General features: G+C 65.2%; 20 protein-coding genes. 11 read left to right on the forward strand and 9 right to left on the reverse strand.

Translation table 11 applies throughout. The annotated features are described in order from the left end of the window. Positions 1 to 62 precede the first annotated feature (62 nt). The 3 genes from ACO07K_RS03340 to ACO07K_RS03350 are packed head-to-tail and all read left to right on the forward strand — an operon-like array spanning position 63 to position 5,061. A complete protein-coding gene (locus tag ACO07K_RS03340; RefSeq protein ID WP_422034469.1) occupies positions 63 to 470 on the forward strand; it encodes a FixH family protein in 408 nt (135 codons plus the stop codon). Further along, a complete protein-coding gene (locus ACO07K_RS03345) occupies positions 467 to 1,888 on the forward strand; it encodes an efflux RND transporter periplasmic adaptor subunit (protein ID WP_422034470.1) in 1,422 nt (473 codons plus the stop codon). The genes ACO07K_RS03340 and ACO07K_RS03345 overlap by 4 nt, the downstream gene beginning before the upstream one ends. Further along, positions 1,885 to 5,061 (forward strand): efflux RND transporter permease subunit, encoded by a 3,177-nt coding sequence (locus ACO07K_RS03350; protein ID WP_422034471.1) that lies wholly within the window; start codon positions 1,885 to 1,887, stop codon positions 5,059 to 5,061. Before ACO07K_RS03345 ends, ACO07K_RS03350 begins: the two co-directional genes overlap by 4 nt. Before the next feature lie 159 nt (positions 5,062 to 5,220). Here the strand turns inward: ACO07K_RS03350 and ACO07K_RS03355 are convergent, their stop codons facing one another. Then, positions 5,221 to 6,639 (reverse strand): tyrosine-type recombinase/integrase, encoded by a 1,419-nt coding sequence (locus ACO07K_RS03355; protein ID WP_298317780.1) that lies wholly within the window; start codon positions 6,637 to 6,639, stop codon positions 5,221 to 5,223. A gap of 611 nt (positions 6,640 to 7,250) precedes the next feature. Between ACO07K_RS03355 and ACO07K_RS03360 the strand changes: the two genes are divergently transcribed. From ACO07K_RS03360 to ACO07K_RS03375, 4 genes are all read left to right on the forward strand, one after another. Continuing rightward, entirely contained in the window at positions 7,251 to 7,631 is a 381-nt protein-coding gene (locus ACO07K_RS03360; RefSeq protein WP_422034473.1) for a hypothetical protein, read from the forward strand. Between the two features lie 523 nt (positions 7,632 to 8,154). Then, positions 8,155 to 9,342 carry a Rieske 2Fe-2S domain-containing protein gene (locus ACO07K_RS03365; RefSeq protein WP_422034474.1) on the forward strand — a complete coding sequence of 396 codons (1,188 nt, stop codon included), beginning with the start codon at positions 8,155 to 8,157 and terminating at the stop codon, positions 9,340 to 9,342. 6 nt (positions 9,343 to 9,348) lie between these two features. Continuing rightward, the gene (gene argE / locus ACO07K_RS03370) at positions 9,349 to 10,518 is read left to right on the forward strand and encodes an acetylornithine deacetylase (protein WP_422034475.1); all 1,170 of its coding nucleotides are present in this window, start codon (positions 9,349 to 9,351) and stop codon (positions 10,516 to 10,518) included. Positions 10,519 to 10,520: 2 nt separating this feature from the next. Continuing rightward, the gene (locus tag ACO07K_RS03375) at positions 10,521 to 11,963 is read left to right on the forward strand and encodes an FAD/NAD(P)-binding protein (RefSeq protein ID WP_422034476.1); all 1,443 of its coding nucleotides are present in this window, start codon (positions 10,521 to 10,523) and stop codon (positions 11,961 to 11,963) included. Between the two features lie 144 nt (positions 11,964 to 12,107). On the opposite strand, the gene ACO07K_RS03380 is transcribed toward ACO07K_RS03375, so the two are convergent. From ACO07K_RS03380 to ACO07K_RS03410, 7 genes are all read right to left on the reverse strand, one after another. After that, a complete protein-coding gene (locus ACO07K_RS03380; protein WP_422034477.1) occupies positions 12,108 to 12,332 on the reverse strand; it encodes a hypothetical protein in 225 nt (74 codons plus the stop codon). A gap of 192 nt (positions 12,333 to 12,524) precedes the next feature. Further along, a complete protein-coding gene (mnhG, locus tag ACO07K_RS03385; protein WP_422034478.1) occupies positions 12,525 to 12,905 on the reverse strand; it encodes a monovalent cation/H(+) antiporter subunit G in 381 nt (126 codons plus the stop codon). Beyond that, positions 12,902 to 13,183, reverse strand: a complete 282-nt coding sequence (locus tag ACO07K_RS03390; RefSeq protein WP_422016611.1) for a K+/H+ antiporter subunit F — start codon at positions 13,181 to 13,183, stop codon at positions 12,902 to 12,904. Before ACO07K_RS03390 ends, mnhG begins: the two co-directional genes overlap by 4 nt. Next, a complete protein-coding gene (locus ACO07K_RS03395; protein ID WP_422034479.1) occupies positions 13,180 to 13,665 on the reverse strand; it encodes a Na+/H+ antiporter subunit E in 486 nt (161 codons plus the stop codon). Before ACO07K_RS03395 ends, ACO07K_RS03390 begins: the two co-directional genes overlap by 4 nt. Further along, complete coding sequence (locus tag ACO07K_RS03400) at positions 13,662 to 15,284, reverse strand: monovalent cation/H+ antiporter subunit D (protein ID WP_422034480.1); 1,623 nt, start codon at positions 15,282 to 15,284, stop codon at positions 13,662 to 13,664. The genes ACO07K_RS03395 and ACO07K_RS03400 overlap by 4 nt, the downstream gene beginning before the upstream one ends. Next, positions 15,284 to 15,619 (reverse strand): Na+/H+ antiporter subunit C, encoded by a 336-nt coding sequence (locus ACO07K_RS03405; RefSeq protein ID WP_422034481.1) that lies wholly within the window; start codon positions 15,617 to 15,619, stop codon positions 15,284 to 15,286. The genes ACO07K_RS03400 and ACO07K_RS03405 overlap by 1 nt, the downstream gene beginning before the upstream one ends. Continuing rightward, positions 15,619 to 18,540: a monovalent cation/H+ antiporter subunit A gene (locus ACO07K_RS03410; RefSeq protein WP_422034482.1), complete on the reverse strand. Its 2,922-nt coding sequence runs from the start codon at positions 18,538 to 18,540 to the stop codon at positions 15,619 to 15,621. Before ACO07K_RS03410 ends, ACO07K_RS03405 begins: the two co-directional genes overlap by 1 nt. Positions 18,541 to 18,846: 306 nt before the next feature. On the opposite strand from ACO07K_RS03410, the gene ACO07K_RS03415 reads away from it, so the two are divergent. Beyond that, positions 18,847 to 19,677: an alpha/beta fold hydrolase gene (locus ACO07K_RS03415; RefSeq protein WP_422034483.1), complete on the forward strand. Its 831-nt coding sequence runs from the start codon at positions 18,847 to 18,849 to the stop codon at positions 19,675 to 19,677. A 69-nt stretch (positions 19,678 to 19,746) separates the two neighbouring features. On the opposite strand, the gene ACO07K_RS03420 is transcribed toward ACO07K_RS03415, so the two are convergent. Continuing rightward, complete coding sequence (locus ACO07K_RS03420; protein WP_422034484.1) at positions 19,747 to 20,451, reverse strand: carbonic anhydrase; 705 nt, start codon at positions 20,449 to 20,451, stop codon at positions 19,747 to 19,749. A 158-nt stretch (positions 20,452 to 20,609) separates the two neighbouring features. Between ACO07K_RS03420 and ACO07K_RS03425 the strand changes: the two genes are divergently transcribed. The 3 genes from ACO07K_RS03425 to ACO07K_RS03435 are packed head-to-tail and all read left to right on the forward strand — an operon-like array spanning position 20,610 to position 23,498. Then, entirely contained in the window at positions 20,610 to 21,386 is a 777-nt protein-coding gene (locus tag ACO07K_RS03425; protein ID WP_422034485.1) for an SDR family NAD(P)-dependent oxidoreductase, read from the forward strand. Between the two features lie 29 nt (positions 21,387 to 21,415). Continuing rightward, positions 21,416 to 21,892 (forward strand): hypothetical protein, encoded by a 477-nt coding sequence (locus ACO07K_RS03430; protein ID WP_422034486.1) that lies wholly within the window; start codon positions 21,416 to 21,418, stop codon positions 21,890 to 21,892. Between the two features lies 1 nt (position 21,893). Then, positions 21,894 to 23,498 (forward strand): GMC family oxidoreductase, encoded by a 1,605-nt coding sequence (locus ACO07K_RS03435; protein WP_422034487.1) that lies wholly within the window; start codon positions 21,894 to 21,896, stop codon positions 23,496 to 23,498. Positions 23,499 to 23,511 lie beyond the last annotated feature (13 nt).

A 23,511-nucleotide genomic window follows, 5' to 3' on the forward strand; every position in this document is an offset into this window, starting at 1 on the left:
CCATAGGCCATGCAACGCCGGGCTGTGCGCACGGTGCTCCAATGTTTTGAGATTTCCAAACCATGACGACCTTTCATATCAAGCGCGCCGCGATGGCGGCGCTCACGGCCGCACTCTCCGTGTCGGCTGTCTCGACGGTGCGCGCCGACATTGCCGACTATGAGTTTCGTCTCGTTCAGCCGAATCTGAAGCAAGGCGATGGTGCGATGGTCTCTGTCCGGCTCGTCGACAAGCGCACGGGCGGGCCAGTTCCAGACGCGGTCATCTTCGCCATGCGGATCGATATGGCGCCAGACGGTATGCCGACCATGACCACTTCGATCGAGGCCCTGCCGTCGACCGAACCCGGCATCTACCGCTTCACAACTAATCTGACGATGGAGGGCGGCTGGCAGCTCTCCCTAGGGGCCAAGATTCAAGGTGAGACTGGCACGCTTCAGAATAAGCTGATCCTGAGGGCAGTGCCATGAAACGGATCGTCCTCACAGGCCTCGCCTTGGCCGCCGTTGCAGCGGCGGGGATCGGAGGCAATTGGGCAGGTGTCCGGGGTCTTCCGGCGCCTGGCGTCCGCGCATGGTTCGGTTTCGAGCCTAGGCCTGCAGCTGCTTTGTCGGACGGCACCGACATGGTAATTTATTATCGGGATCCCGACGGCAAACCCTTCTATTCGGCGACTCCGCATCAGACTAACGACGGCCGGGCTTTCCGTGCTGTTCGTGCCAGCGAGGACGTGAGTTTCGAGGTCAAACCGCCGGCCAGCGCTGAGGCGACCGTCCCGGCAAGCGCGCGGCGCATCCTTTACTACCGCAACCCAATGGGCCTGCCCGACACCTCGCCTAAGCCGAAAAAGGATTCCATGGGGATGGACTATATCCCCGTCTACGAGGGAGAGGACGACGGCGGCTCGGTCGTAAAGGTGTCGCCCGGCAGGCTGCAGCGCACCGGCGTCCGGTCGGAGGTTGTAGAGCGGCGCACCGTCGGCCGGCGAGTGCGGGTGCCGGGAACGGTTCAGCTCGACGAGCGTCGCATCTCGGTGGTCGCAACGCGGAGCGACGCCTTCGTCAACGAGGTGGCGAACGTGACGACAGGCGACCAGGTGACAAAAGGTCAGGTGCTCCTTCGCCTCTATTCACCTGACATAGCCGCAGCGGGCGCTCAGTTTCTCACCGACCTCAGTATCGGCGGCCGCGACGGCACCGTCGGCGGTGCCCGCCAGCGCCTCGAAAACCTAGGGCTATCATCTCGGGTGATTGGCGAGATCGAGCGGACGCGCAAGGTCCCACTATCGGTGACTTGGCACGCACCACGCGATGGCATTGTGCTCGAGCGCAACGTCGTTGACGGCATGAAAGCGGCGCCCGGGGAGGTGCTTTTCCGTATTGCCGACATCTCGAGCATCTGGGTTCTTGCGGATGTGCCGGAGTTCGACCTCGGTGTCGTCCGACTTGGCGCTCCGGCGACGATTCAGGTGCGAAGCCTGCCTGGGCGCAGCTTCGAAGGGCACGTGTCGCTGATCTATCCGCAAGTGGGCGAGGCGACGCGGGCCACAAGGGTACGCGTCGAGATCTCGAACCCCGGCGGCGTGCTGCTTCCCAACATGTATGCCGATGTGGAGATCGGCACCGGCGGCGTGACGCCGGTTGTCGCCGTTCCAGACGACGCCGTCATCGACACCGGCACTCGGCAGGTAGTGGTCCTTGACCGGGGGGAAGGCAAATTTGAACCGCGTGTGGTCAAAGTCGGACTCCGCGGCGGCGGTTTCACCGAAATCCGTGAAGGGATTGCCGCGGGCGACCGTGTCGTCGTTGCGGCGAACTTCTTGATCGACGCTGAGAGCAATCTGAAGGCCGCGCTGCGCAGCCTGGCAACACCGGAGGCGCAGCCATGATCGCCCGTCTCATAGGATGGTCCGCCCGCAATCTCGTGCTCGTCTTCGTCGGTACGATCTTCGCTGTCGCGGCCGGTGCCTATGCTCTGAAGACGCTACCGCTCGACGCCATTCCCGATCTCTCTGACGTGCAGGTGATCGTCTTTACCGACTATCCTGGTCAAGCGCCGCAGGTCGTGGAGGACCAGGTCACCTATCCCCTCACGACGTCCATGCTGACGGTGCCGAAATCAAAGGTGGTGCGCGGCTTCTCCTTCTTCGGCGTCTCCTTCGTCTATGTGATCTTCGAGGACGGCACCGATCCCTATTGGGCGAGAAGCCGTGTGCTGGAATACCTCAATGCGGCCTCGCAGCGCCTGCCACTTGGCGTGACGCCGACCCTTGGACCGGATGCTACCGGCGTGGGCTGGGTCTACCAGTATGCCGTTGTCGCCAAGGAGATGACACTCGCCGAACTCCGCTCGCTGCAGGATTGGGTGGTTCGCTTCGGTGCGTCCAATGCAGAGGGCGTCGCCGAGGTCGCCAGCGTCGGCGGCTTCGTGAAGCAATATTCGATCGTGGTTGATCCGAATCGGTTGCGAGCGCTAGGCATTTCGCTCGATAGAGTGCGCGAGGCCGTCAAGGGGAGCAATGCCGACGTCGGTGGACGCACTGTCGAACTCTCCGAATTTGAGTTTATGATACGCGGCCGCGGCTATCTTCGCGGCGTTGCCGACATCGAGAATGTGGTGCTGAAGACCGACCGGGGCGTACCCCTGCGGGTGAAGGATGTTGCCCGTGTCGAGGTTGGACCGGACGAGCGGCGCGGCATCACCGAGCTGAATGGTGAGGGCGAGGTGGCAAGCGGCATTGTGCTGCAGCGCTTCGGTGCTAACGCGCTGAGCGTGATCGAGAACGTCAAGGCGCGGCTCATGGAGATCGGGTCGAGCCTGCCCAAGGGCGTCGAGATTGTGCCGGTCTACGACCGATCCGAGCTGATCGACCGGGCGATCGAAACGCTTATGGGCACGCTGATCGAGGAGAGCATAATCGTTGCCTTGGTCTGCGTCGTGTTCCTGCTACATGTGCGCAGCGCGCTGGTCGCCATCTTGATGCTGCCAGTCGGCATCCTGATGGCGTTCGCGGCGATGAAAGTCATCGGACTCGGGTCCAACATCATGAGTCTCGGCGGCATCGCCATCGCCATTGGTGCTATGATCGACGCCGCGATCGTGATGATCGAGAACGCTCACAAGCATTTGGAGCGCGCTCCGCCGGACAAGCCGCGTGTTGAGACCCTGATCGAGGCGGCGAGCGAGGTCGGGCCCGCATTGTTCTTCAGCTTGCTGGTCATCACGGTCTCTTTCCTGCCCATCTTCACGCTGGAATCGCAGGAAGGACGGATGTTCGGTCCGCTTGCCTTCACCAAGACGTTTGCCATGGCGGCGTCGGCACTCCTTTCGGTGACGCTGGTGCCGGCCTTGATGATCGTCTTTGTGCGCGGGCGGATCGTTCCCGAGCACCGGAACCCGATCAACCGCTTCCTGATCTGGACTTATAGGCCGATAATCCGGGGAGTTCTCAGGGTAAAGACCCTGACCATTCTCATCGCCCTCGTCGTGCTGGGCGTCACTGTCTGGCCGGCGCGGCAGCTCGGCTCCGAGTTCATGCCGAGCCTCGATGAGGGTACGCTGATGTATATGCCGACAACGTTGCCGGGCATTTCCGTCACCAAGGCGGCCGAACTCCTGCAAATGCAGGATAGGATCATCAAGAGCTTTCCGGAGGTCGCCTCGGTTTACGGCAAAGCGGGGCGCGCGCTTACCGCGACCGATCCGGCGCCGATCGAGATGTTCGAGACCATCATCAATCTGAAGCCGAAGAGCGAATGGCGGCCGCAGGTTACGATCGACAGCCTAAAGGCGGAGATGGACCAGGCGCTGCAATTCCCTGGCGTCTCAAACGCCTGGACTATGCCGATCCGCGCTCGCATCGATATGCTCGCGACCGGCATTCGAACGCCGGTCGGCGTCAAGGTGTTCGGCCAGGATCTGGCGCAGATGGAACAGACTGCCCGCGAGATCGAGCGGGTGCTGCGGTCCGTAGCAGGGACGTCGAGCGCCTACGCGGAGCGGGTGATCGGCGGTTACTATCTCGACATCGTGCCGGATCGGGACGTGCTTGGCCGCTATAATTTGGCCATTGACGACGTTCAAAGGGTAATCGTGAGCGCTCTGGGCGCAGAGACCGTGACGACCACGGTTGAAGGTCGTGAGCGCTACAGCGTCGCGATTCGCTATCCGCGCGACTTCCGGAGCGATCCGCAGGCAATCGCTCACGATGTGCAGGTGCCGTTGCCCGGCGGCGGCACGGTGCCGCTCGGCGAGGTCGCCAAGGTGGAACTCACACGTGGCGCGACCTCGATCCGCACTGAGAACGGAAGACTCGCTGTTTATGTCTTCGTTGATATCACCGGCCGCGACCTCGGCGGCTATGTCGCCGAGGCGCAGCAAGCAGTTGCGAAGGAAGTAAAGCTGCCGTCCGGCACTTATGTCTCGTGGAGCGGTCAGTTCGAATACCTGCAGCGCGCCGAGGCGCGACTGAAGATTGTCGTGCCGGTGACGTTGCTCGTTATCTTCCTGCTGCTCTATCTCAATTTTCGAGCACTCACTGAAACACTCATCGTCATGCTGTCGCTGCCCTTCGCTTTGGTCGGCGGAATCTGGCTGATGTGGTGGCTCGGCTTCAACATGTCCGTGGCAGTAGCGGTCGGCTTTATCGCGCTTGCGGGCGTTGCCGCTGAAACCGGCGTCGTGATGCTGATGTATCTCGAACAGGCTACGGCGGAGGTGAAGGCGGAGCGAATCCGACAATGCCGAGCCTTCACTGGGGATGACCTTTATGAGGCGATCATGATCGGTGCCGTCGAGCGTGTGCGGCCGAAGATGATGACGGTCGTTGCCATCATGGCGGGCTTGGTTCCGATCTTGTGGAGCGCGGGCGCTGGATCGGAGGTGATGCAGCGGATCGCGGTGCCGATGATCGGCGGCATGGTATCCTCGACGGTCCTTACGCTGATCGTGATTCCGGCGGTCTACGGGCTGGTGAAGGGCTGGCGACTGCCGCGTAGGGCTGCGGACGAAGACGCTACGAGCGGACCGGAACCAGCCGAACTCAAGGCTACCGCCGGTTAGGCGAACGGTTCCACGAGGGCGCGGCGCCGCCGGGCGTCATGCTGGACGAGATCCATCTGGGCGTCCTCCCATCGTAGGTCCGGTTGCTTGGCATTACGCCGAGATCCTGCCAGTGCTGGCGACCTGGTCGTTGAACCATGCGGCTATGCCGTAGCTAGTCTAACTCCTGACCGATCGTGCACCGGCCTCTTTCGCCTCATCTGCGGTCCGCTTAGTACCAAGGGGAACAGCCCGGTTTGGGCCGCCACGGTGACGAAACGGCCGATAGTTTCCGAGCTTGGTTCGGGATTTGTAGTTGCCATCTTCAAAGCCGAGCGGCTTGTCTGCTTCTGCCGTCGATTCTGCGACGGTCTCGGGCGCGATGATTGGCGGGGGAGCTGACTTCGTGGCAGCGGCTGCCACGGCGCCGCCGATCAGACCTTGACGTCGTGACGCAACGGCGTCAGCCGCTGCTCGCACTGGATCATCCTCGGTGTGGACGTAGCGCATGAACATAGTGACCGTCTTGTGCGCCGTGAGGGCCATGCCGACCTTCACAGGAATGCCGGAGTTTGCGATATCCGTCGCCGAACGATGCCGGATGCCGTGCGTGCCAATGTGCGGCAGCCCGGCTCGCCCGAGGATGCGTCGCCAGCCCTTGTAGTAGGTATGCTTGGACATCGGCCGGTTGGGATCGAAGACGGAGGGACAGACGTAGGGTGACTTTTCCAGTCGCGGCGCTGCCTCGAGGAGGCGGACCGCCTCGGCGCTCATCGGCTTCGACATTCCGCCGGTCTTGCTGTCGGGCCATGCAACACGGCGATTGTAGAGATCGACCCAGGTCCATTCGAGCTTGAGGATCTCGGACATCCGAGCTGCAAATTCGAACTGTAGCCGGACGGCGAGGAGGATGAACGGGTGTTCAAGTCCCTCAGTCTCTGCCTTGTTCAAATAGGCGTACAGCCGCTTCAACTCCGCATCGGTGATCAGTCGGGTCTTTCCCCGTTCGGGGAATTTTGGAACATGGCGGCAGGGGTTCGATCCGTCGGAGCGCATACCCCAGACCTCCGCCATGTTGAACATCTTGCGCACCGCCGAGAGAACCCGGTTGGCATTCGTGGGCGTTCTCGCCATCTTCTTCATCAGGCTCGAGATGTCCGCGCGCGTGACGTCGGCAACCTTGATCTGGCCGAGGTGGGGGATGATGTAGAGTTTGCCGTAGCCGCGGTTGGCCTCGACCGTAGAGGGTTTGTTGCGCGGCTCGGAGTAGTCGGCGATGAAGCGCTCGAAAAGCTCCGTCAATATGGGCGCGCGGCGCGCGGCGCTCTTCTCTGCACTCGGGTCCTTGCCTTTGCGGACATCGGCCAACCAATCGCGGGCGATGTCTCGGGCCTGCTCGACCGTGATCTCGCCAAAGCGGCCGATGGCTGGCTTGCGGCGCTGACCATTGTTCGCGACATAGGCCACCATGAAGACCTTGCGGCCAGTCGGCGTGACCTTGAGCAGGAATCCCGGTATTGCGGCGTCGCGGAGTTCGTAGGGGTCCTTCTTGGGCTGAGCGGCGTCCACAACGGTCTTGGTGAGTTTGAGTCTTGGCATTCCTATCCTCCGACTAGGTCGGATCTCAGGTGCAAAATAGGTGCAGCCAGAAATCCAACCGTGGCGTACGACCGGCTAGGACTGGATCACGATATGACGTGGAAATGCCAGGTAGATCAGGCACTTATCGTGTTATGGCGTACTGCCGGCTAGACATAGGGTAGACTAACTGACGCCTCTCAAAATCAGGTTCCTCACGGAGTGTTGGTTCGAGCCCGACCGGGGGTACCATCCCAGAATTTCCACGCCCTAAGTGATTGTTCTGCCGCTGTTTTCCGAGCGGCGGGGCACTCTTTCTGGGCGAGCGGGACACTTAGCCGGCTTTTTGTTCTGCTCCCGCGCCGTCTTGAGGGGCATGCCGGCTCGCGCCAGCTTCTTCTGATACGGACCTCCGGAATGGCGAGCTCGATTGACCGGCATGTTGCGGTGCCGGCCGGGGTCTCATGAATCGGGCTCTGATTATGCAAGGCAGAAACCACTGACCGGCGACATGGCCGGCACGCGCGGCGGGGGAGCGGGGGGCAAGCCACGGTCGTCTCGGCCATAAAATCCATGAACCTTCACGGGGGCCGCGCGTTTACGTGATCCCGGAAGCCGCCTGAAGGACTCCCATGCCGATCTATATGGACATCGTACCGCTCGACCGGGTCGTCGTCATCGTCGCACGGGGGGCAGTGAGCGCCGACGAGATCGCCCAAAACGCCAAGAAGCTCGTCGAGGCGAACGTGCCGGGCTACGCGAAGATCATCGACGTCACAGGCGCGGCATCGGACATGACCCCGGAGCGAGTGAACGGCATGGCGGCGGCGCTGCGGAGCGGGCGGGAAGCCGTCGCGCGGGGACCCGTCGCCTTTGTCGTGGATCCCGCACGTAACGGATTCGCCGACCGCTTCGCCGCAGCCACGGGGGGCGATCGGCCCATCCGGCTATTCCGGAGCCTTCACGAAGCGCGGAAGTGGCTAACGGGGTCTCCTACGGTGCCCCAACGCTGATCCCCAGCAGGACACGCCGCCCGCGGACGCGGCGTCCTACCTGGACATCGATGGGGTGGAACGACATCGGTATCTCATCTTCACATCAAGCACGTCGCGGCCGATACCTTCAGCCAAAGACAGATGGCCGATGCAACTACAGCAGGCACACATCGTCTGCCTGCGTGGCTATCGAGGTGGCACACATGGTCGAAGAAAGTCAGCATTTTCAGCGATTCATCTGAATGTCCCGACTTTCGGCCAGCAGGTGGATATTCGCCGCTGATCGTTGGCCTCGGCGGGCGTGACGGTCGCGCTCGAGACCGCCGGTACCGACTACGCTTGCGCCAGATTGCTGTCATCGGCCGCGAGGGCAATACCGCGCCGGGAGTTGGTCAGCCCTGTCGCTGCAGTGTCGGGATCAATATCCAAAAGGATATTAGACCCGCCAACTAATGATATTTGATTGCTGCTTCCGTATTCGCAAAGGTCGACGTGCAGAATCTTGAGTTCGTACAGAACCTTTGTTTGGATGGAGGACGAAGTGCCTGATCAGAATATTGCAGGTGGTGCGGGCATCAGGACCGAGCGCGTTCAAGTGACCCTTTCCGATATCGAGCGTGTCGGTCCCGGTACGTTGAACGGCCGCTACATGCGGCGCTTCTGGCATCCGGTGTTCCACGCCGCCGATCTCGAGGTCGGGCACGTGAAGCCGATCCGCATCCTGGGCGAGGACTTCGTCGTCTATCGCGGCGAGAGCGGCAAGCCGCAGGTCACCGGACCGCGCTGCCCGCATCGCAACATGTCGCTGGTGCCGAGCTGGATCGAGGGCGACACGATCCGCTGCTTCTATCACGGCTGGCGCTTCGACCCATCGGGCCAGTGCGTGGAGCAGCCGGCGGAGAAGAACGCCTTCTGCGACAAGATCAGGATCCCGTCCTATCCGACGCGCGAGTATCTCGGCCTGATCTTCGCCTATCTGGGCGAGGGCGAGCCGCCGGAGTTCCCGCGCTACCCCGCCTTCGAGGGCGAGGACGTGGTCACCCACACCGACAGCTACACGCGCGCCTGCGGCTTCTTCAACAACATGGAGAACGCCGGCGACCTCAGCCACATCGCCTTCGCCCATCGCGACGCCGCGGTGTCGTGGGACGAAATGACGGACGGGCCGAAGTTGTCGCCCGTCGAATCCGACTGGGGTGTCGAGGCTCATGCGGTGCGCCCGAGCGGCCGCCGCAACATCCATCAGATCGGCTTTCCCAATGTCTATCACACGCGGGGCGTGCCCGATGACGTGGCGGTGCCCTACCGCGAGTTCATCGGCTGGTGGGTACCGCACGACGACGATCGTCACACCCAGTTCACCGTCGTGGTGAAGAGCAAGGCCGACGCGGAACAGCTCGAGGCCTATCACAAGCGGCGCAACGAGATGTACGCGCGCCACGACATCGATCGCGAGGCGCTCGCAAAAGACATCCTCGCCGGCCGCAAGCGCCTGCAGGACGTGGATCCCAGCCGCGTCCACATGATCTTCCTGCAGGATGATATCGCGCAGGCCGGCGTGGGACCGATCGCCGGCCGGCCGCGCGAGAATCTCGGTCGCGGCGACGCGGTCGTGATCCTCTATCGCCGCATCTGGATGCGCGAGCTGGCCAAGTTCGCCAACGGCGAGCCGGTCAAGGACTGGCGTTACGATCCGGCCGTCATCAAGGTCCACGCCGACTTCCGCTAGGTGCTCATGTCCCGTCGTCCAGCCGAATCCACCGTCGAGATCCTGCGCAGGCTCGTATCGTTCGACACGGTCAGCCGCAATTCCAATCTCGATCTCATCGCCTGGGTGCGGGACTATCTTTCAGGGTACGGGGTCGAAAGCACCCTGATCCACGACGACACCGGAAAGAAGGCCAACCTCTATGCCACGATCGGCGATGCCGGCCGATCGGGCTACATGCTGTCGGGCCATACCGACGTCGTGCCGATCGACGGTCAGGAATGGTCGACGAGTCCGTTCGAACTCGTCGAGAAGGACGACCGGTTCTTCGGTCGCGGCACCAGCGACATGAAGTCGTTCATTGCGGTGGTGCTCGCCCGCGTGCCCCAATTCGCTGCCGCGCGCCTGCACACGCCCATCCATCTCGCCTTCTCCTATGACGAGGAGGTAGGCTGCAAGGGCGTGCCGAGCCTGATCGACCATCTCGGGGTTCTGCCGGCGCCGCCGCGCCTCTGCGTCGTGGGCGAGCCGACCGACATGAAGGTCGTGACCGCCCACAAGGGCAACAAGCGCTACCGCTGCGAGGTGCATGGCCGCGAGTGCCATTCGGCCCTGGCGAATCAGGGCGTCAATGCCGTCGAGATCGCCGCCGACCTGGTCTATCGGCTGCGCAGCATGGCGCGCGAGAGGATGAAGATCGGTCCCTTCGATCGAGATTTCGATCCGCCCTACACGACAATCCACACCGGGACCATCCAGGGAGGCACGGCGATGAACATCGTTCCCAAGGAATGCGCCTTCGAATTCGAGTTCCGCTATGTGCCCGGCGACGATCCGGAGGCCTACTTGAAGCGGCTCGAGGACCATGCGCGCGACACCCTCGAGCCCGAGATGAAGGCAGTGGCCTCCGAGGCGCGCATCGACTTTCGGTTCAAGTCGCAACTGCCGGCGCTGGACACGGCGGAGACGGCTGACGTGACCGAACTCGCCAAGGCGCTGTCGGGCTCCAACCGCACCGGCAAGATCAGCTTCGGTACCGAAGGCGGCCTGTTCCAGAAGGCCGGCATTCCCACCGTCGTTTGCGGTCCCGGCTCGATCGAGCAGGCGCACAAGCCGGATGAATGGATCCTCCTCGACCAGATCGCGCAGTGCGAGGATTTCATGGGCCGCCTGCAGGCGCGCGCGGAACGGGGCTAGCCATGGCCGCCGAGGCTCTCGCACTGCACAGGCTCGAGCAGGCGATCGCACGCGAACTCGAGCTCTTCGCCTATCCCAACAAGGTCTGGCCGCGCGTGACGCGGAGTGCCGGCGGTGAACCCATCCTCGACGTCGTGATCGTCGGAGCCGGACAGGCCGGGACCTCGCTCGCCGTCGGCCTGTTTCGCGAGCACATCACGAATATCCTGATGGTCGATCGCTGCCCGCCGGGCGGCGAGGGGCCATGGAACACCTGGGCCCGCATGATCACCCTGCGGACGATCAAGGAACTGACCGGTCCCGACGGACGCATCGCCGCGGCATCGTTCCGGTCCTGGTACGAGGCACGCAAGGGTGAGGCGGCGTGGCGCGAGCTCGTGCGGATCCCAAAGGGCGAGTGGATGGACTATCTGCTGTGGGTCCGCGCCGTCCTGAAGTTGCCGGTCGAGAGCGAGACCGAGGTCACATCCATTGCGATGGAAGGCGAGCATCTCCGGGTCGCGCTCAAGGGCCCTCAGGGCAGTCGCAGCGTCCTTGCACGCAAGGTCGTGCTGGCGACCGGTGTGGACGGTTCGGGGGGACCGCGCCGGCCGGCGTTCACCGACGGCGTCCCGCGCTCGCTATGGGCGCACAGCGCCGATGCCATCGACTTCACGGCACTCGCCGGCAAACGGGTGGCCGTGCTGGGCGCCGGCGCTTCGGCATTCGACAATAGCGCGACGGCGCTCGAAGCCGGCGCGGCGAGCGTCGTGCATTTTCTGCGGCGCCCGGAGCTGCCCCAGGTCAACGCGTTGCGCTTCCTCGAAACGTCGGGATTCTTCCGTAACTTCGGCTCGCTCGACGACGACATCAGGCTGCGCTTCATGCGCCATTACCTGTCTCTGCCGACCCCGCCGCCCGCCGACACGCTTGAGCGTTGCCGGGCGCATGGCAACTTCGTCCTCTGCTGCGGCGAGGGCTGGACGGGCATGACGCCGACCGAGAACGGGACGGTCCGGATCGCCACGCCGCGACGCAGCGTCGAGGCGGATTTCGCGATCCTCGGGACGGGCTTCCGGATCGATCTCGCACGCCTGCCCTTCCTGGCGCCGCTGATGCCGCACCTGACGTTGTGGGGGGACCGGGTCGCGCTGGACGAGGGTGACGATGTCGACCAGCGGCTGGGCAAATATCCCTATCTCGGTCCGGCCATGGAGGCGGTGGGCCGGACGCCGGAAGCCGATCGCGCGCTACGCAATCTGCATCTGTTCAACATCTCCGGTGTGCCGAGCGTCGGGCTCATCAGCAGCGGCATCAATGGTCTGCCTTGGGGTGTCGATGCGATAGCACTCGCGATCTCGCGCGATCTGTTCAAGGCCGATGCCGATTCCTTCTATCGGGAATTCATCGGATATGCCGAGCCCGATGCCAACGAGGCTTACGTCAAGCAGAGAATAGCGCAGTGATCGTTGGCCGTCGCCCTCGGCGAATCGACGTCGCGCTCGAGTTGCCAGCCCATGCCGGACTCGTCTGAAAAGTCACCGGCACGGGCCTGGCCTGAGGACAAGGCGGCCAGCAGAGCGGCCAGGGCGAAGATCGGGCGCATGGGATCAGCGCGCGTTGGCAGGCTTGTTCGGCGTGGGCTCCAGGAACGACACTGGATCGCTGCCGGGAAAACTGTCGGCCAGGGCGGCATCCAGCTTGCGTTCCATCGCCTCGGCGGGCGAGTCGACTGAGCGGTCCGGCGGGACTCCAACGCGGCTCACTCGCCTGGCAGGGGTGGCCTTCCCTTCGAGATTGCCGACTTCTGTGCGGCGACGTTCGGCCTCGGTCATCGTGGTCTCCCCGGTGGGCTCGAGGCGGAACACCAGATCGGTCTCGCCCCGGAAGTTGCCCGGCAGGGTGCGGCATCGCCGGATCGCGATCCATTATGCGAAGGTATGTGCAGGTACCTTCGTTCGTCTGGCGCCCGCATGACCGCAGGTGCTCCGGGAAGGCGCCGTCCCTCCAGGGAATCGGCGGTTGCCTCAGATCGCGTCGCCCGACTTCGTCTCGCCGTCGGTCCGGAGCGGCGGCGGCAGATCGGCCGCGCCCTCGCTGCGATCGCGATAGAGAGCGGCGCGGCCCAGCAGCATCAGCGTGACCGGCGTGGTCACGGTCACGAACACCGCGATCAGCACCTCATGCACCACCAGACGCGACTGCAGGACCGAGAAGAGGAGGATGGAGGCGAGCAGGATACCGCCCGCACCCCAGGTGGCGCCCAGGGAGGGAGCGTGAATGCGATCGTAGAAGGTTTTCAGGCGCACCAGGCCGATGGCGCCGATCAGGGTAAGGCCGGCGCCCAGCAGGACAAAGAAGGAGGCGAGGAGGGCGGCCCAGAGCGGCAGGTCGGCGGCGTGGCTCATTCGATGATCTCCCCGCGCATCAGGAACTTGGCGAGGGCCAGGGTGGCGACGAAGCCCAGCAGGGCGATCACCAGCGCCGCCTCGAAGTACAGCGTGCTGCCCGTCCGCATGCCGAAGACCAGCAGGAGGAGCATCGCATTCACGTAGAAGGCGTCGAAGGCGACGATGCGATCCTGTGCCCTCGGACCGCGCATGATGCGGAAGGCGGCAACGGCCATCGCCAGTCCGAGCAGGACCAGGGCCACCAGCAGGGACCAGGAGAGGATCGTTGCGCTCATGCCAGTATCTCCAGCAGCAGCCGTTCGTAGCGGTTCTTGATCAGGTCGATCCAGTGCATCTCGTCGACCAGGTCGAAGACGTGGATCAACAGTTTGTTGGCAGTCGAATCGTACTCGACCCAGGCGGTGCCCGGCGTGCAGGTCAGGATGCAGGCGAGGACCGCCAGGGCCGCCGGCTCGCGCAGTTCGAGCGGCACGATGACGAAACCCGACACGCGCCGGTGCTGGCCGGGGAACAGGATCAGCCGCGCGACGGCCACGTTCGAGCGCCAGACGTCGATCAGGACGATCGCCACCAGCTTGGGAATGAGATGCCAGCGCCTGATCCGCGACCGCGGCGGCTGCAGCGCGGCGGTCACGTTGGAGGCCGCGACGCCGATCACGCTGCCCAGCACGAAATGTCCGAGCGTCAGGCCGTTCAGCAGCAGCCACATCGCCAGGAGCGAGACGGCGAGCAACGGATAGGGCACGAGGCGGCTCATTGCAGGCCCGCCTTGGCCGGCGGGACGCGCGGCGCCGACAGCACATCCTCGACATAGGAAGAGGGGGTGAGCACGGAGCGCGCGGTCTCGTCCATGTAGCGCATCACGGGTCCGCCCTTCACGGCGAGAACGAGGGTGAGCAGCAGCAAGGCGACGACGGGGGCCACCTCGACCGCGAGGACCCGCGGCGCGACCGCGTCGACCGGCGCCCAGAAGGCGCGGATGCCGACGCGTGACAGGGTCATCAGGGTCGCGACGCCGGACAGGAGGAGCAGCACGATGAAGGCCCAGTTGGCGGCCGAGAGCCCGGCCGCCGCCCCCTCGCCGGCCGGCGCGAAGAGCGCCGCCAGCAGGGCCAGCTTGGCGACGAACCCGGAAAGCGGCGGCAGGCCGATCAGCAGCAGGGCGCAGGCGACGAAGCAGGCGCCGAGAATGGCCAGGGTGCCGGGGAAACCTATTCCGCCCTCGGTCGCCGTATCTTCCGCATCGGGCTCGGCGCCCATGGTTTCGGCGGTGACGGCGATCAGGTCCGCACCCGGATTCTGGCCCCGCTCGATCAGCTCGATCAGGAGGAAGAAGGCGCTGATCGTGAGGGTGGAACTGGCGAGGTAGAAGAGCGCGCCGCCGGTGACCTGGGTATCCGACAGGCCGATGGCCGCCAGCACCGTGCCGGAGGAGATCATGAGGCTGAAGCTCGCGATCCGGGTCATGGCTTGCGAGGCGAGCACACCCAGGATGCCGAAGGCGATCGTCGCCAGGCCGCCCGCGAACAGGAGCGTGCCGCCGTAGCCCGCGGCGTCGCCGGCCTCGCCGCCGAACAGCAGGGGCCGCAGGCGCAGCAGGGCGTAGAGGCCGACCTTGCTCAGGATGGCGAAGATTGCGGCGACGGGCGGGGCCGCCGCCGGATAGGCGCTGAGCAGCCAGAATCCCAGCGGCCACATTGCCGCCTTCACCAGGAAGGCCATGGCGAGGATCGCCGCGCCGACCTCGAGCAGCACCCGGTTCTCGGCGGCCAGCGCGGGAATCCGCGCGGCCAGGTCGGCCATGTTCAGCGTTCCGGTAACGCCGTAGATCAGGGCGACGCCGACCAGGAAGAAGAACGCGGCCGTCAGATTGATGACGACATAGTGCAGGCTCGCCTGCACGCGCCGCGGCCCCGATCCGTGCAGCAGCAGGCCGTAGGACGAGGCCAGCATCACCTCGAAGAAGACGAAGAGGTTGAACAGGTCGCCGGTGAGGAAGGCGCCGTTCACGCCCATGACGAGGAACTGGAACAGCGTATGGAAATGGTGGCCGACCGTGTGCCAGCGCGCCATCGAGAAGATCAGCGACGCGGTCGCGAGGACGGCCGTCAGCAGGACCAGCATGGCCGACAGGCGATCGAGCACCAGCACGATGCCGAACGGCGCCGGCCAGTTGCCCAGCAGGTAGACGCCGGGCGCGTCGGTATCGGCGGCCTGCAGCAGGGTGATGGCGATCGCCAGGTTCGCCAGGGTGGAGAAGAGGTTGATCAGCCCCTTCAGGAACTGTCGCCGCTCGTCGTAGACCGCCAGAAGCGCGCCCGCCACCAGGGGGAGCAGGATGGGAGCGATGATCAGATGATGTGCCCAGCCCGCCATCACCGCTCCTGCCCGTCGACATGGTCGGTTCCGGTGAACCCGCGGGCCGCCAGCAGCACCACGAGCAGCAGCGCGGTCGTCGCGAAGCCGATCACGATGGCCGTCAGGACCAGGGCCTGAGGCACCGGATCGGCATAGGTCGCCAGGGTGCCCGTGGTCGACGCGAGAACCGGCGGAGCGCCGGAGCGCAGCCGGCCCATGCTGAAGATGAACAGGTTCACTGCCAGCGCGCAGAGGGACAGGCCGATCACGACCTGATAGGTGCGCGGTCGCAGGAGCAGCCAGACGCCGGAGCCGGCCAGGATTCCGATGCAGGTCGCGAGGAGCAGGGCCATCACCCTTCCTCCCGCACGGCCTGGGCCGTCGTCGTTCGCGCGGCGCGCAGTTTGCGGACCGACTGGTGGGCGAGCGCGATCAGCGTCAGCACCGTGGCCCCCACGACCAGGCCGAAGACGCCCAGGTCGAAGAACATCGCGGTGGCCGCGGGCACGCGGCCGATCAGCGGGATATCGAGATACTGCGAATGCGAGGTCAGGAAGGGATAGCCGAACAGCCATGATCCCATGCCGGTCAAGGCAGCCAGCAGGAGGCTCAGCCCGATCCAGTTGACCGGCAGGATGCGAAGCCTGTCCTCCACCCAGGTCGTACCGGAGGCCAGGTACTGCAGGATGAAGGCGGTCGCGAGCGTGATGCCCGCGGCAAAGCCGCCACCGGGCAGGTCGTGACCGCGCAGGAACAGGTAGATCGCCAGCACGATGATCACCGGGAACAGCCACTTCATGATGACCGAGGGCACCAGCAGATAGTCGCCCAGCGTGTCGCCCGCCTTGCGGTCGGGCTCGGCCTCGTCGAAGGCGTTCTGCCGGCGCTGCTGCTGCGGCGAGCCGATATTGTCGGGCGCCGGCCGGAACCGGCGCAGCAGGGCGAAGATGGTGAGGGCAACGACGGCGAGCACGGTGATCTCGCCCAGCGTGTCGAAGCCGCGGAAGTCGACGAGGATCACGTTGACGACGTTGCGGCCGCCGCCCTCGGTGTAGGCGCGCTCCAGGAAGTAGCTGCCGATGGTCTCGGGCAAAGGCAGCACCATCACCGCATAGGCCAATGTCGCCATGCCGGCGCCGACGACGAAGGCGATCCCGAGGTCGCGCGACCGCCGCAGCCGTCGCCGCCAGGGATTTTCTTCGGTCGTTATCTCCTCGAAGCGCTTGGGCAGCCAGCGCAAGCCCAGCAGGATCAGGATCGTGGTCACGATTTCGACCAGAAGCTGCGTCAGCGCGAGGTCGGGGGCGGAGAACCAGGCGAAGGTGATGCAGGTGGCGAGGCCCGCCCCGCCCAGCAGGACGAGGGCAACCAGCCGATGGTACTTGGCCTGATAGGCGGCACCGATCGCGCAGGCGGCGCCGGCCAGCCAGACCAGGGCGAGCGCGGGATCGATGTCGCCTCCCGCCGGCCATCGCAGGCCGAGGCTGCCCATGGACAACGGCACCAGAGCCGCGAGGGCAGCCGCCAGCAGCAGGATCCGAAGCTGCGGCTGAAGGCGGCGCGTGCTGACGAACATCTCGGCCGCCCGCGACCATTTCAGCGACAGCACGACCACGCCGCGCTCGAACAGATGACGGCCGTTCAGGTGGCGCAGAAGCGGCGGCCCTTCCGGGCTGTGCCGCAGGTAGTTCTTGAGCGCCAGGTAAAGCAGCGCACCCACGACGAGCGCCGCGGCGCTCATGATCAGGGGCAGGTTGAAACCGTGCCAGACGGCCAGGCTGAAGACCGGCGTGCGGGTGCCCAGCACGGACTGCACGGCCGTGAGCAGGTAGGGGCCCACGGTCGCCGCCGGAAAGATGCCGACCACGAGGCAGGCCAGCACGAGGAACATGCTGGGGACGCGCATCCAGAAGGGCGGCTCGTGCGGCTCCCGCGGCAGGTCGGCCGGCTTGGCGCCAAAGAACACGGAGTGGATGAAGCGCAGCGAGTAGGTGACGGCGAAGGTGCTGGCGATCACCGCGACATAGGGCTGCGACGTGTCGAGCAGCGAGTGGACATGGGTCTCGATCGCCTCGGCGAAGAACATCTCCTTCGACAGGAACCCGTTGAGCAGCGGCACGCCCGCCATGGCGGCGCTGGCCACCATGGCCAGGGTGGCGGTCACCGGCATGTAATGGAACAGGCCTCCCAGCTTGCGCATGTCGCGGGTGCCGGTCTCGTGGTCGATGATGCCGGCCGCCATGAACAGCGAGGCCTTGAAGGTCGCGTGGTTCATCATGTGGAAGATGGCGGCGACGGCGCCCAGCGGACTGCCGAGGCTCAGCAGCATGGTGATCAGGCCGAGATGGCTGATCGTCGAATAGGCGAGGAGTCCCTTGAGGTCGTGCTGGAAGATGGCGAAGAACGCTCCAAGCACCAGCGCCGCCATGCCCGCGAGCCCCAGCAGCCAGAACCATTCGGGCGTTCCGGCCATCACCGGCCACAGACGCGTCAGCAGGAAGACGCCGGCCTTCACCATGGTCGCCGAGTGCAGCAGGGCCGAGACCGGGGTGGGCGCCGCCATGGCATTGGGCAGCCAGAAATGGAACGGGAACTGCGCACTCTTGGTCAGCGTGCCCAGCAGGATGAGAATGAGGGCCGGCAGGTAGAGAACGTGCGAGCGGATGGCTTCGCCCGAGGCCAGCACCTGGTCGAGATCGTAGCTGCCGACGATCTGACCGATCAGCACGACGCCGGCCAGCAGCGCCACGCCGCCGAAGCCGGTGACGACGAGGGCCATGCGGGCGCCGTCTCGCGCGCCCGCCGTGTGGTTCCAGTATCCGATCAGCAGGAAGGAGAAGATGCTGGTCAACTCCCAGAAGAACAGGAGGATGATCAGGTTTCCGGCGATGACGATTCCGAGCATGCTGCCCATGAAGGCGAGCAGGAACGAAAAGAAGCGCGGCACCGGATCGTTCGGCGACATGTAGTAGCGCGCATAGAGCACGACCAGGAAGCCGATGCCCGTCACCAGCAGCGCGAACATCCAGGCGAAACCGTCGAGGCGGAGCGAAAACCCGAGACCGAGTGCGGGAATCCACTCGGCTTCGCTGCGCAGCACCTCGCGCTCGACGATCGCGGGATAGGCGGAAATCAGCAGGAAAAGGCAGACGAGCGCGACGCCGCCGGCCAGCCAGGCCTCCGAGTTACGCGCGTTGGGGCGGAACGTCGCAGCGAGGAGGCTGCCCACGAAGGGAAGAACGATCAGGATTGTCAGCAGTACGTCGTCGGTCATGAGCCTTGGCGATGCGTATCTGGGGTGTGTCTGCGGCCAACTCTAGCATTTTCGGCTCAAATAGTTCCCTCCGAGACGACTCTGCGCGGACAGACCGCGATTCTGTGCGGCGCGAACAAGCCGATGCAAAGCTGCAGGCCGATCGTGGCGATGCAAGGGCCATGGACGGACGGCGATCGGCCCGCTCCGCGTGTGCGAGGCGTGCACTGTACTTTGGTATAGGGCGCCGCCTGCTCATGTACGATGGCGGTGAGAAGTCATCTGGGCCAACCTTGCGCTGCGTTCACAATCGCAAGGGGACTTCACATGGCTTTCATCACGACGAAGGACGGAACCCAGATTTTCTACAAGGACTGGGGTCCCAAGGATGCGCAGCCCATCGTGTTCCATCACGGCTGGCCGCTGAGTGCCGACGACTGGGATGCCCAGATGCTCTTCTTCCTGGGCAAGGGCTTCCGGGCGATCGCCCACGACCGCCGCGGGCATGGCCGCTCGACGCAGACCGATACCGGCAACGAGATGAACACCTATGCCGCCGACGTCATCGAGCTCACCGACCATCTCGATCTGAAGAATGCCGTCCATATCGGCCATTCGACCGGCGGCGGCGAGGTGGCGCGCTATGTTGCGCGCGCCAAGCCGGGGCGGGTCGCCAAGGCGGTGCTGGTCAGCGCCGTGCCGCCGATCATGGTGAAGTCCGACAAGAATCCGAAGGGCTTGCCCATCGGGGTGTTCGACGGCTTGCGCGCGGCTCTCGCGGCCAACCGTGCGCAGTTCTATCTCGATGTCGCCAGCGGCCCGTTCTACGGCTTCAACCGTGAGGGCGCGAAGGCCCTGCCGGGCACGATCCAGAACTGGTGGCGGCAGGGCATGATCGGGGGCGCGAAGGCGCATTACGATTGCATCGCCGCCTTCTCCGAAACCGATTTCACGGAGGACCTGAAGGCGATCACGGTGCCGACGCTCGTGATGCACGGTGATGACGACCAGGTGGTTCCGATCGCCGACGCGGCCGAGCTTTCGATCAAGCTGCTGAAGCACGGCACGCTCAAGGTCTACAAGGGCTATCCGCACGGCATGCTGACCGTCCATGCCGATGTGCTCAACCCCGACCTGCTCGCCTTCATCAAGGCCTGAGTCGGTCTATCGACATCGATGCAGGATCCTTTCCTGCATCGATGTCACGACCGGGCTCGGCGTCGGTCGTCAGACCATCATCACCTTGCCGGTGGGCAGGTCGTAATAGGCACCCACGACCTTGAGCTTACCGGCCGCGACCATGTCGCCCAGGATCGGCTTCTCGGTCTGCAGGCGGCGAACGTTGGCCTGGACGTTGGCGATCATGGCGCGCTGCTGGAGATCGGCCCCCGGCGTCTTGAGGACAGGCTCGATGCCGGGCTTCATGGCGCGCACGAGGTCGGCGATGTGGCCGGGCAGAGTATTGCCCTTCTGCAGCGCGTCGACCGTGGCGTTCACCGCGCCGCAGCTCGTATGGCCCAGCACCATGATCACCTTGGTGCCGAGCACGGCGGCGCCGTATTCGAGGCTGCCCAGCCCGTCCGGCGTCACGAAGTTGCCGGCGACGCGCACGACGAAGAGTTCGCCCGGCGCCTGGTCGAACGCCAGTTCGGGCGCCACGCGCGAATCTGCGCAGCCGAGAATCGCCGCGAAGGGCGCCTGGCCCTGTGTGCGGGCGACACGGCCGGCGGAGAAATCACGCTCCGACATCTGGCCGGAGGCATAGCGCGCATTTCCTTCCATCAGGCGGGCCAGCGCCGCATCGGGCGTCTCGACCGATCGGGTCGGCTGCGCCAGAGCGGATCTCGACGCCACGGCGCCGAGCGCGGCCGTAACTGCGAGACTACCGATGCCCGAGAACAGACCCCGACGCGACGGACAGAAATTGCACATGCTTCCCTCCCTGGATTGGAGAGTCAGCATACTTTGTGAAGTGTAGAGAGCAAACCAACTCGGTGCATAGCTGAACGAGACAGCGTGACCGCGTTCGTCCGGACGGTGCGCTTGAGCGATGCGCGGACGATGTCATGCTGCACCGCATGGAGGTCCACATGTCCGCCAACGTGCTCGATCGCTTTCGTCTGACGAACCGCACCGCCCTGGTGACCGGTGCACGCCGCGAAATCGGCCGGGCCATCGCGGTGGCGTTGAGCAGCGCCGGCGCGCGGCTCGCGATCCATCATGCCGGCACCGAGGAGGAGCAGGCGGATGCCGCCTCCGTCGTGCGCGAGATCGAGCAGGCGGGCGGCGCCGCGCGCGCATTCGGTCAGGATTTTTCCCTCGCGGAGGCGGGGCACCGGCTGGCGGAGTCCGTTTCGGCATGGTCGCCGGTCGACATTCTGGTGCTGAACGCCTCGATCGAGATTCCGGAATCCTACGATTCGATTTCGCGCGAGAGGTTCGACCGGCAGATCGCCGTCAACCTGCGCAGCCCGCTCGAACTGCTGCAGCATCTCGTGCCGCCGATGGGCCGGCGCGGTTGGGGACGCGTCGTGACGATCGGCAGCGTGCAGCAGGTGAGGCCGCATCCCCAGATGATGGTCTATGCCGGGACCAAGGCCGCTCAATTGAACTGTGTCTGGAACCTCGCCCGGCAGTTCGGCGGGCAGGGCGTCACGGTGAACAACCTGGCGCCTGGCGCGATCCTGACGGCACGCAATCGCGAGCAGATGGCGGTGGAGGGCGAGACGCTCGTGCAGCGCATCCCGGCCGGCCGCCTCGGCCAGCCCGACGACCTCGCCGGCGCGGCCTTGCTCCTGTGTTCGGACGCGGGCGCCTACATCAACGGCGTCAATCTTTACGTCGATGGGGGCCGCACGATCGCCTAGGATCGTCCGTGCACGTCACCAGGGTTCACATGGCCGCCGCTCCCCAACTCCCCCTTTCCGCCGCCGAAACCGACGCACTCAGGACAATTGCCGGAACGATGATTCCCGAAGAGGCCGCCCTCGGCATGCCGGGCGCGGACGATCCGGCCATCTTCGACGACATCGTTCGATCGATCGGACGCGACCTCCCGCTGGTGCGCGAGGCTCTGGCTGCGATCGTGGCCAAGGCCGGCAATGGCTTCGCCGGCCTGGAGCGCAGCGGGCGGGAGGCTCTCATCAACGACTGGTATGCAGTCGGCGGGGCGCCGGCGGCTGCGCTCGGCCGGGTGATCCTCAGCGCCTATTATCGCGACGATCGGGTTCTCGTGGCGCTTGGACACGAAGCGCGGTCGCCGTTTCCGAAGGGCTACGTGCTGGAGCCGGGCGACTGGTCGCTGCTCGACGCGGTGCGCGACCGGCCGCCCTTCTGGCGCGACGATCGCATCGTTCCTGACGGAGAGCGCTGACATGGCCGCCAACGAGAAGGTCGATGTCCTGATCATCGGGTCCGGCGCATCGGGCGCGGCGGTGGCTTGGAGTCTCGCCGAAACCAAGATGCGCATCCTGTGCCTGGAGCAGGGCGACTGGATGAAGTCGACCGAGTTCCCCAGCAACGGCCGCGACTGGGAAGCCAGGCGCTACACCGATTTCGAGATCAGCCCCAACCGCCGCGGGCGCGAGACCGACTATCCGGTCAACGACGACAATTCGCTGATGAAGATCGCCAACTTCAACGGCGTCGGCGGCGGCACCCTGATCTACACCGCCCACTGGCCGCGCATGCATCCTTCGGACTTCAGGGTGAAGTCGCTGGATGGCGTGGCCGACGACTGGCCCGTCGACTATTGGGCGCTCGAGAAGTTCTACGAAGAGAACGACCGGATGATGGGCGTCTCGGGGCTCGCGGGTGATCCCGGCGTGCCGCCGCGTCATCCCCCCATGCCGCCGATCGCGCTCGGCCGGACCGGCACCCGCTACGCCCAGGCGATGAATCGGCTGGGCTGGCACTGGTGGCCGTCGGACACCACCATCGCTACGACCGACTATGACGGCCGGGCGAAGTGCATCAATCTCGGCCACTGCACGCCGGGCTGTGCCCAGGGCGCCAAGGCCAGCACCGACATCACCTACTGGCCGCTGGCACTGCGCGCCGGCGTCGAGCTGCGCACGCGGTGCCGGGTGCGCGAGATCACCACCGACGAACGCGGCATGGCGGCCGGCGCCGTCTACTACGATGCCGATGGCGTCGAGCATTTCCAGGCGGCCGAAGTCGTCATCCTCGCGTGCAACGGCGTCGGCACGCCGCGCCTGCTGCTGAACTCGGCCTCGGCGAAGTTCCCGAACGGCCTCGCCAATTCATCGGGCCTGGTCGGCCGGAACCTGATGCTGCACCCCTGGCCGATCGTGAGCGGCTATGTCGAGCAAACGATGGATGGCGGGCGCGGTCCCATCAACTGCATCTGGAGCAAGCAGTTCTACGAGACCGATCCGTCGCGCGACTTCGTGCGCGGCTACACGCTGCAGTTCGGCCGTGGCACCGGCCCGGCCACGCAGGCCGTGATGGGCGCCGCCTCGGGGCTGCTGCCCTGGGGGCGTGATCACCATCGCCGCTACGCCAAGATGCTCGATCACCGGCTGAGCATCGGCGTCGCCTGCGAGGATCTGCCCGAGGAGCATAACCGGGTCACCCTCGATCCGGTGCTGAAGGACAGCAACGGCATTCCGGCGCCGAAGATCGACTATACGATCAGCGAGAATACGCGTCGCATGATGGAGCACGGCATCGCCCGCGCCGAGGAGATCCTCACCGAGGCCGGCGCTACCGATCTGTATGCCTCGCGCACGGCGCTCAACTATCCCGGCCATCTGCTCGGCACGGCACGCATGGGCACCGATCCGGAGCGCTCGGTCGTGAACGAGTGGGGCCGCAGCCACGACGTGAAGAACCTGTTCATCGTCGACGGCAGCATCTGGGTGACCTCGGGCGGCGTGAACCCGACCTCCACCATCCAGGCGCTCGCGCTCTACGTCGCCGACCAGATGAAGCAGCGCCTGGCGACGCTGTTCGACTGACTGACGCCACGCC

The sequence above is a fragment of the Reyranella sp. genome (genome assembly GCF_965228225.1).
Taxonomy (GTDB): Bacteria; Pseudomonadota; Alphaproteobacteria; order Reyranellales; family Reyranellaceae; genus Reyranella.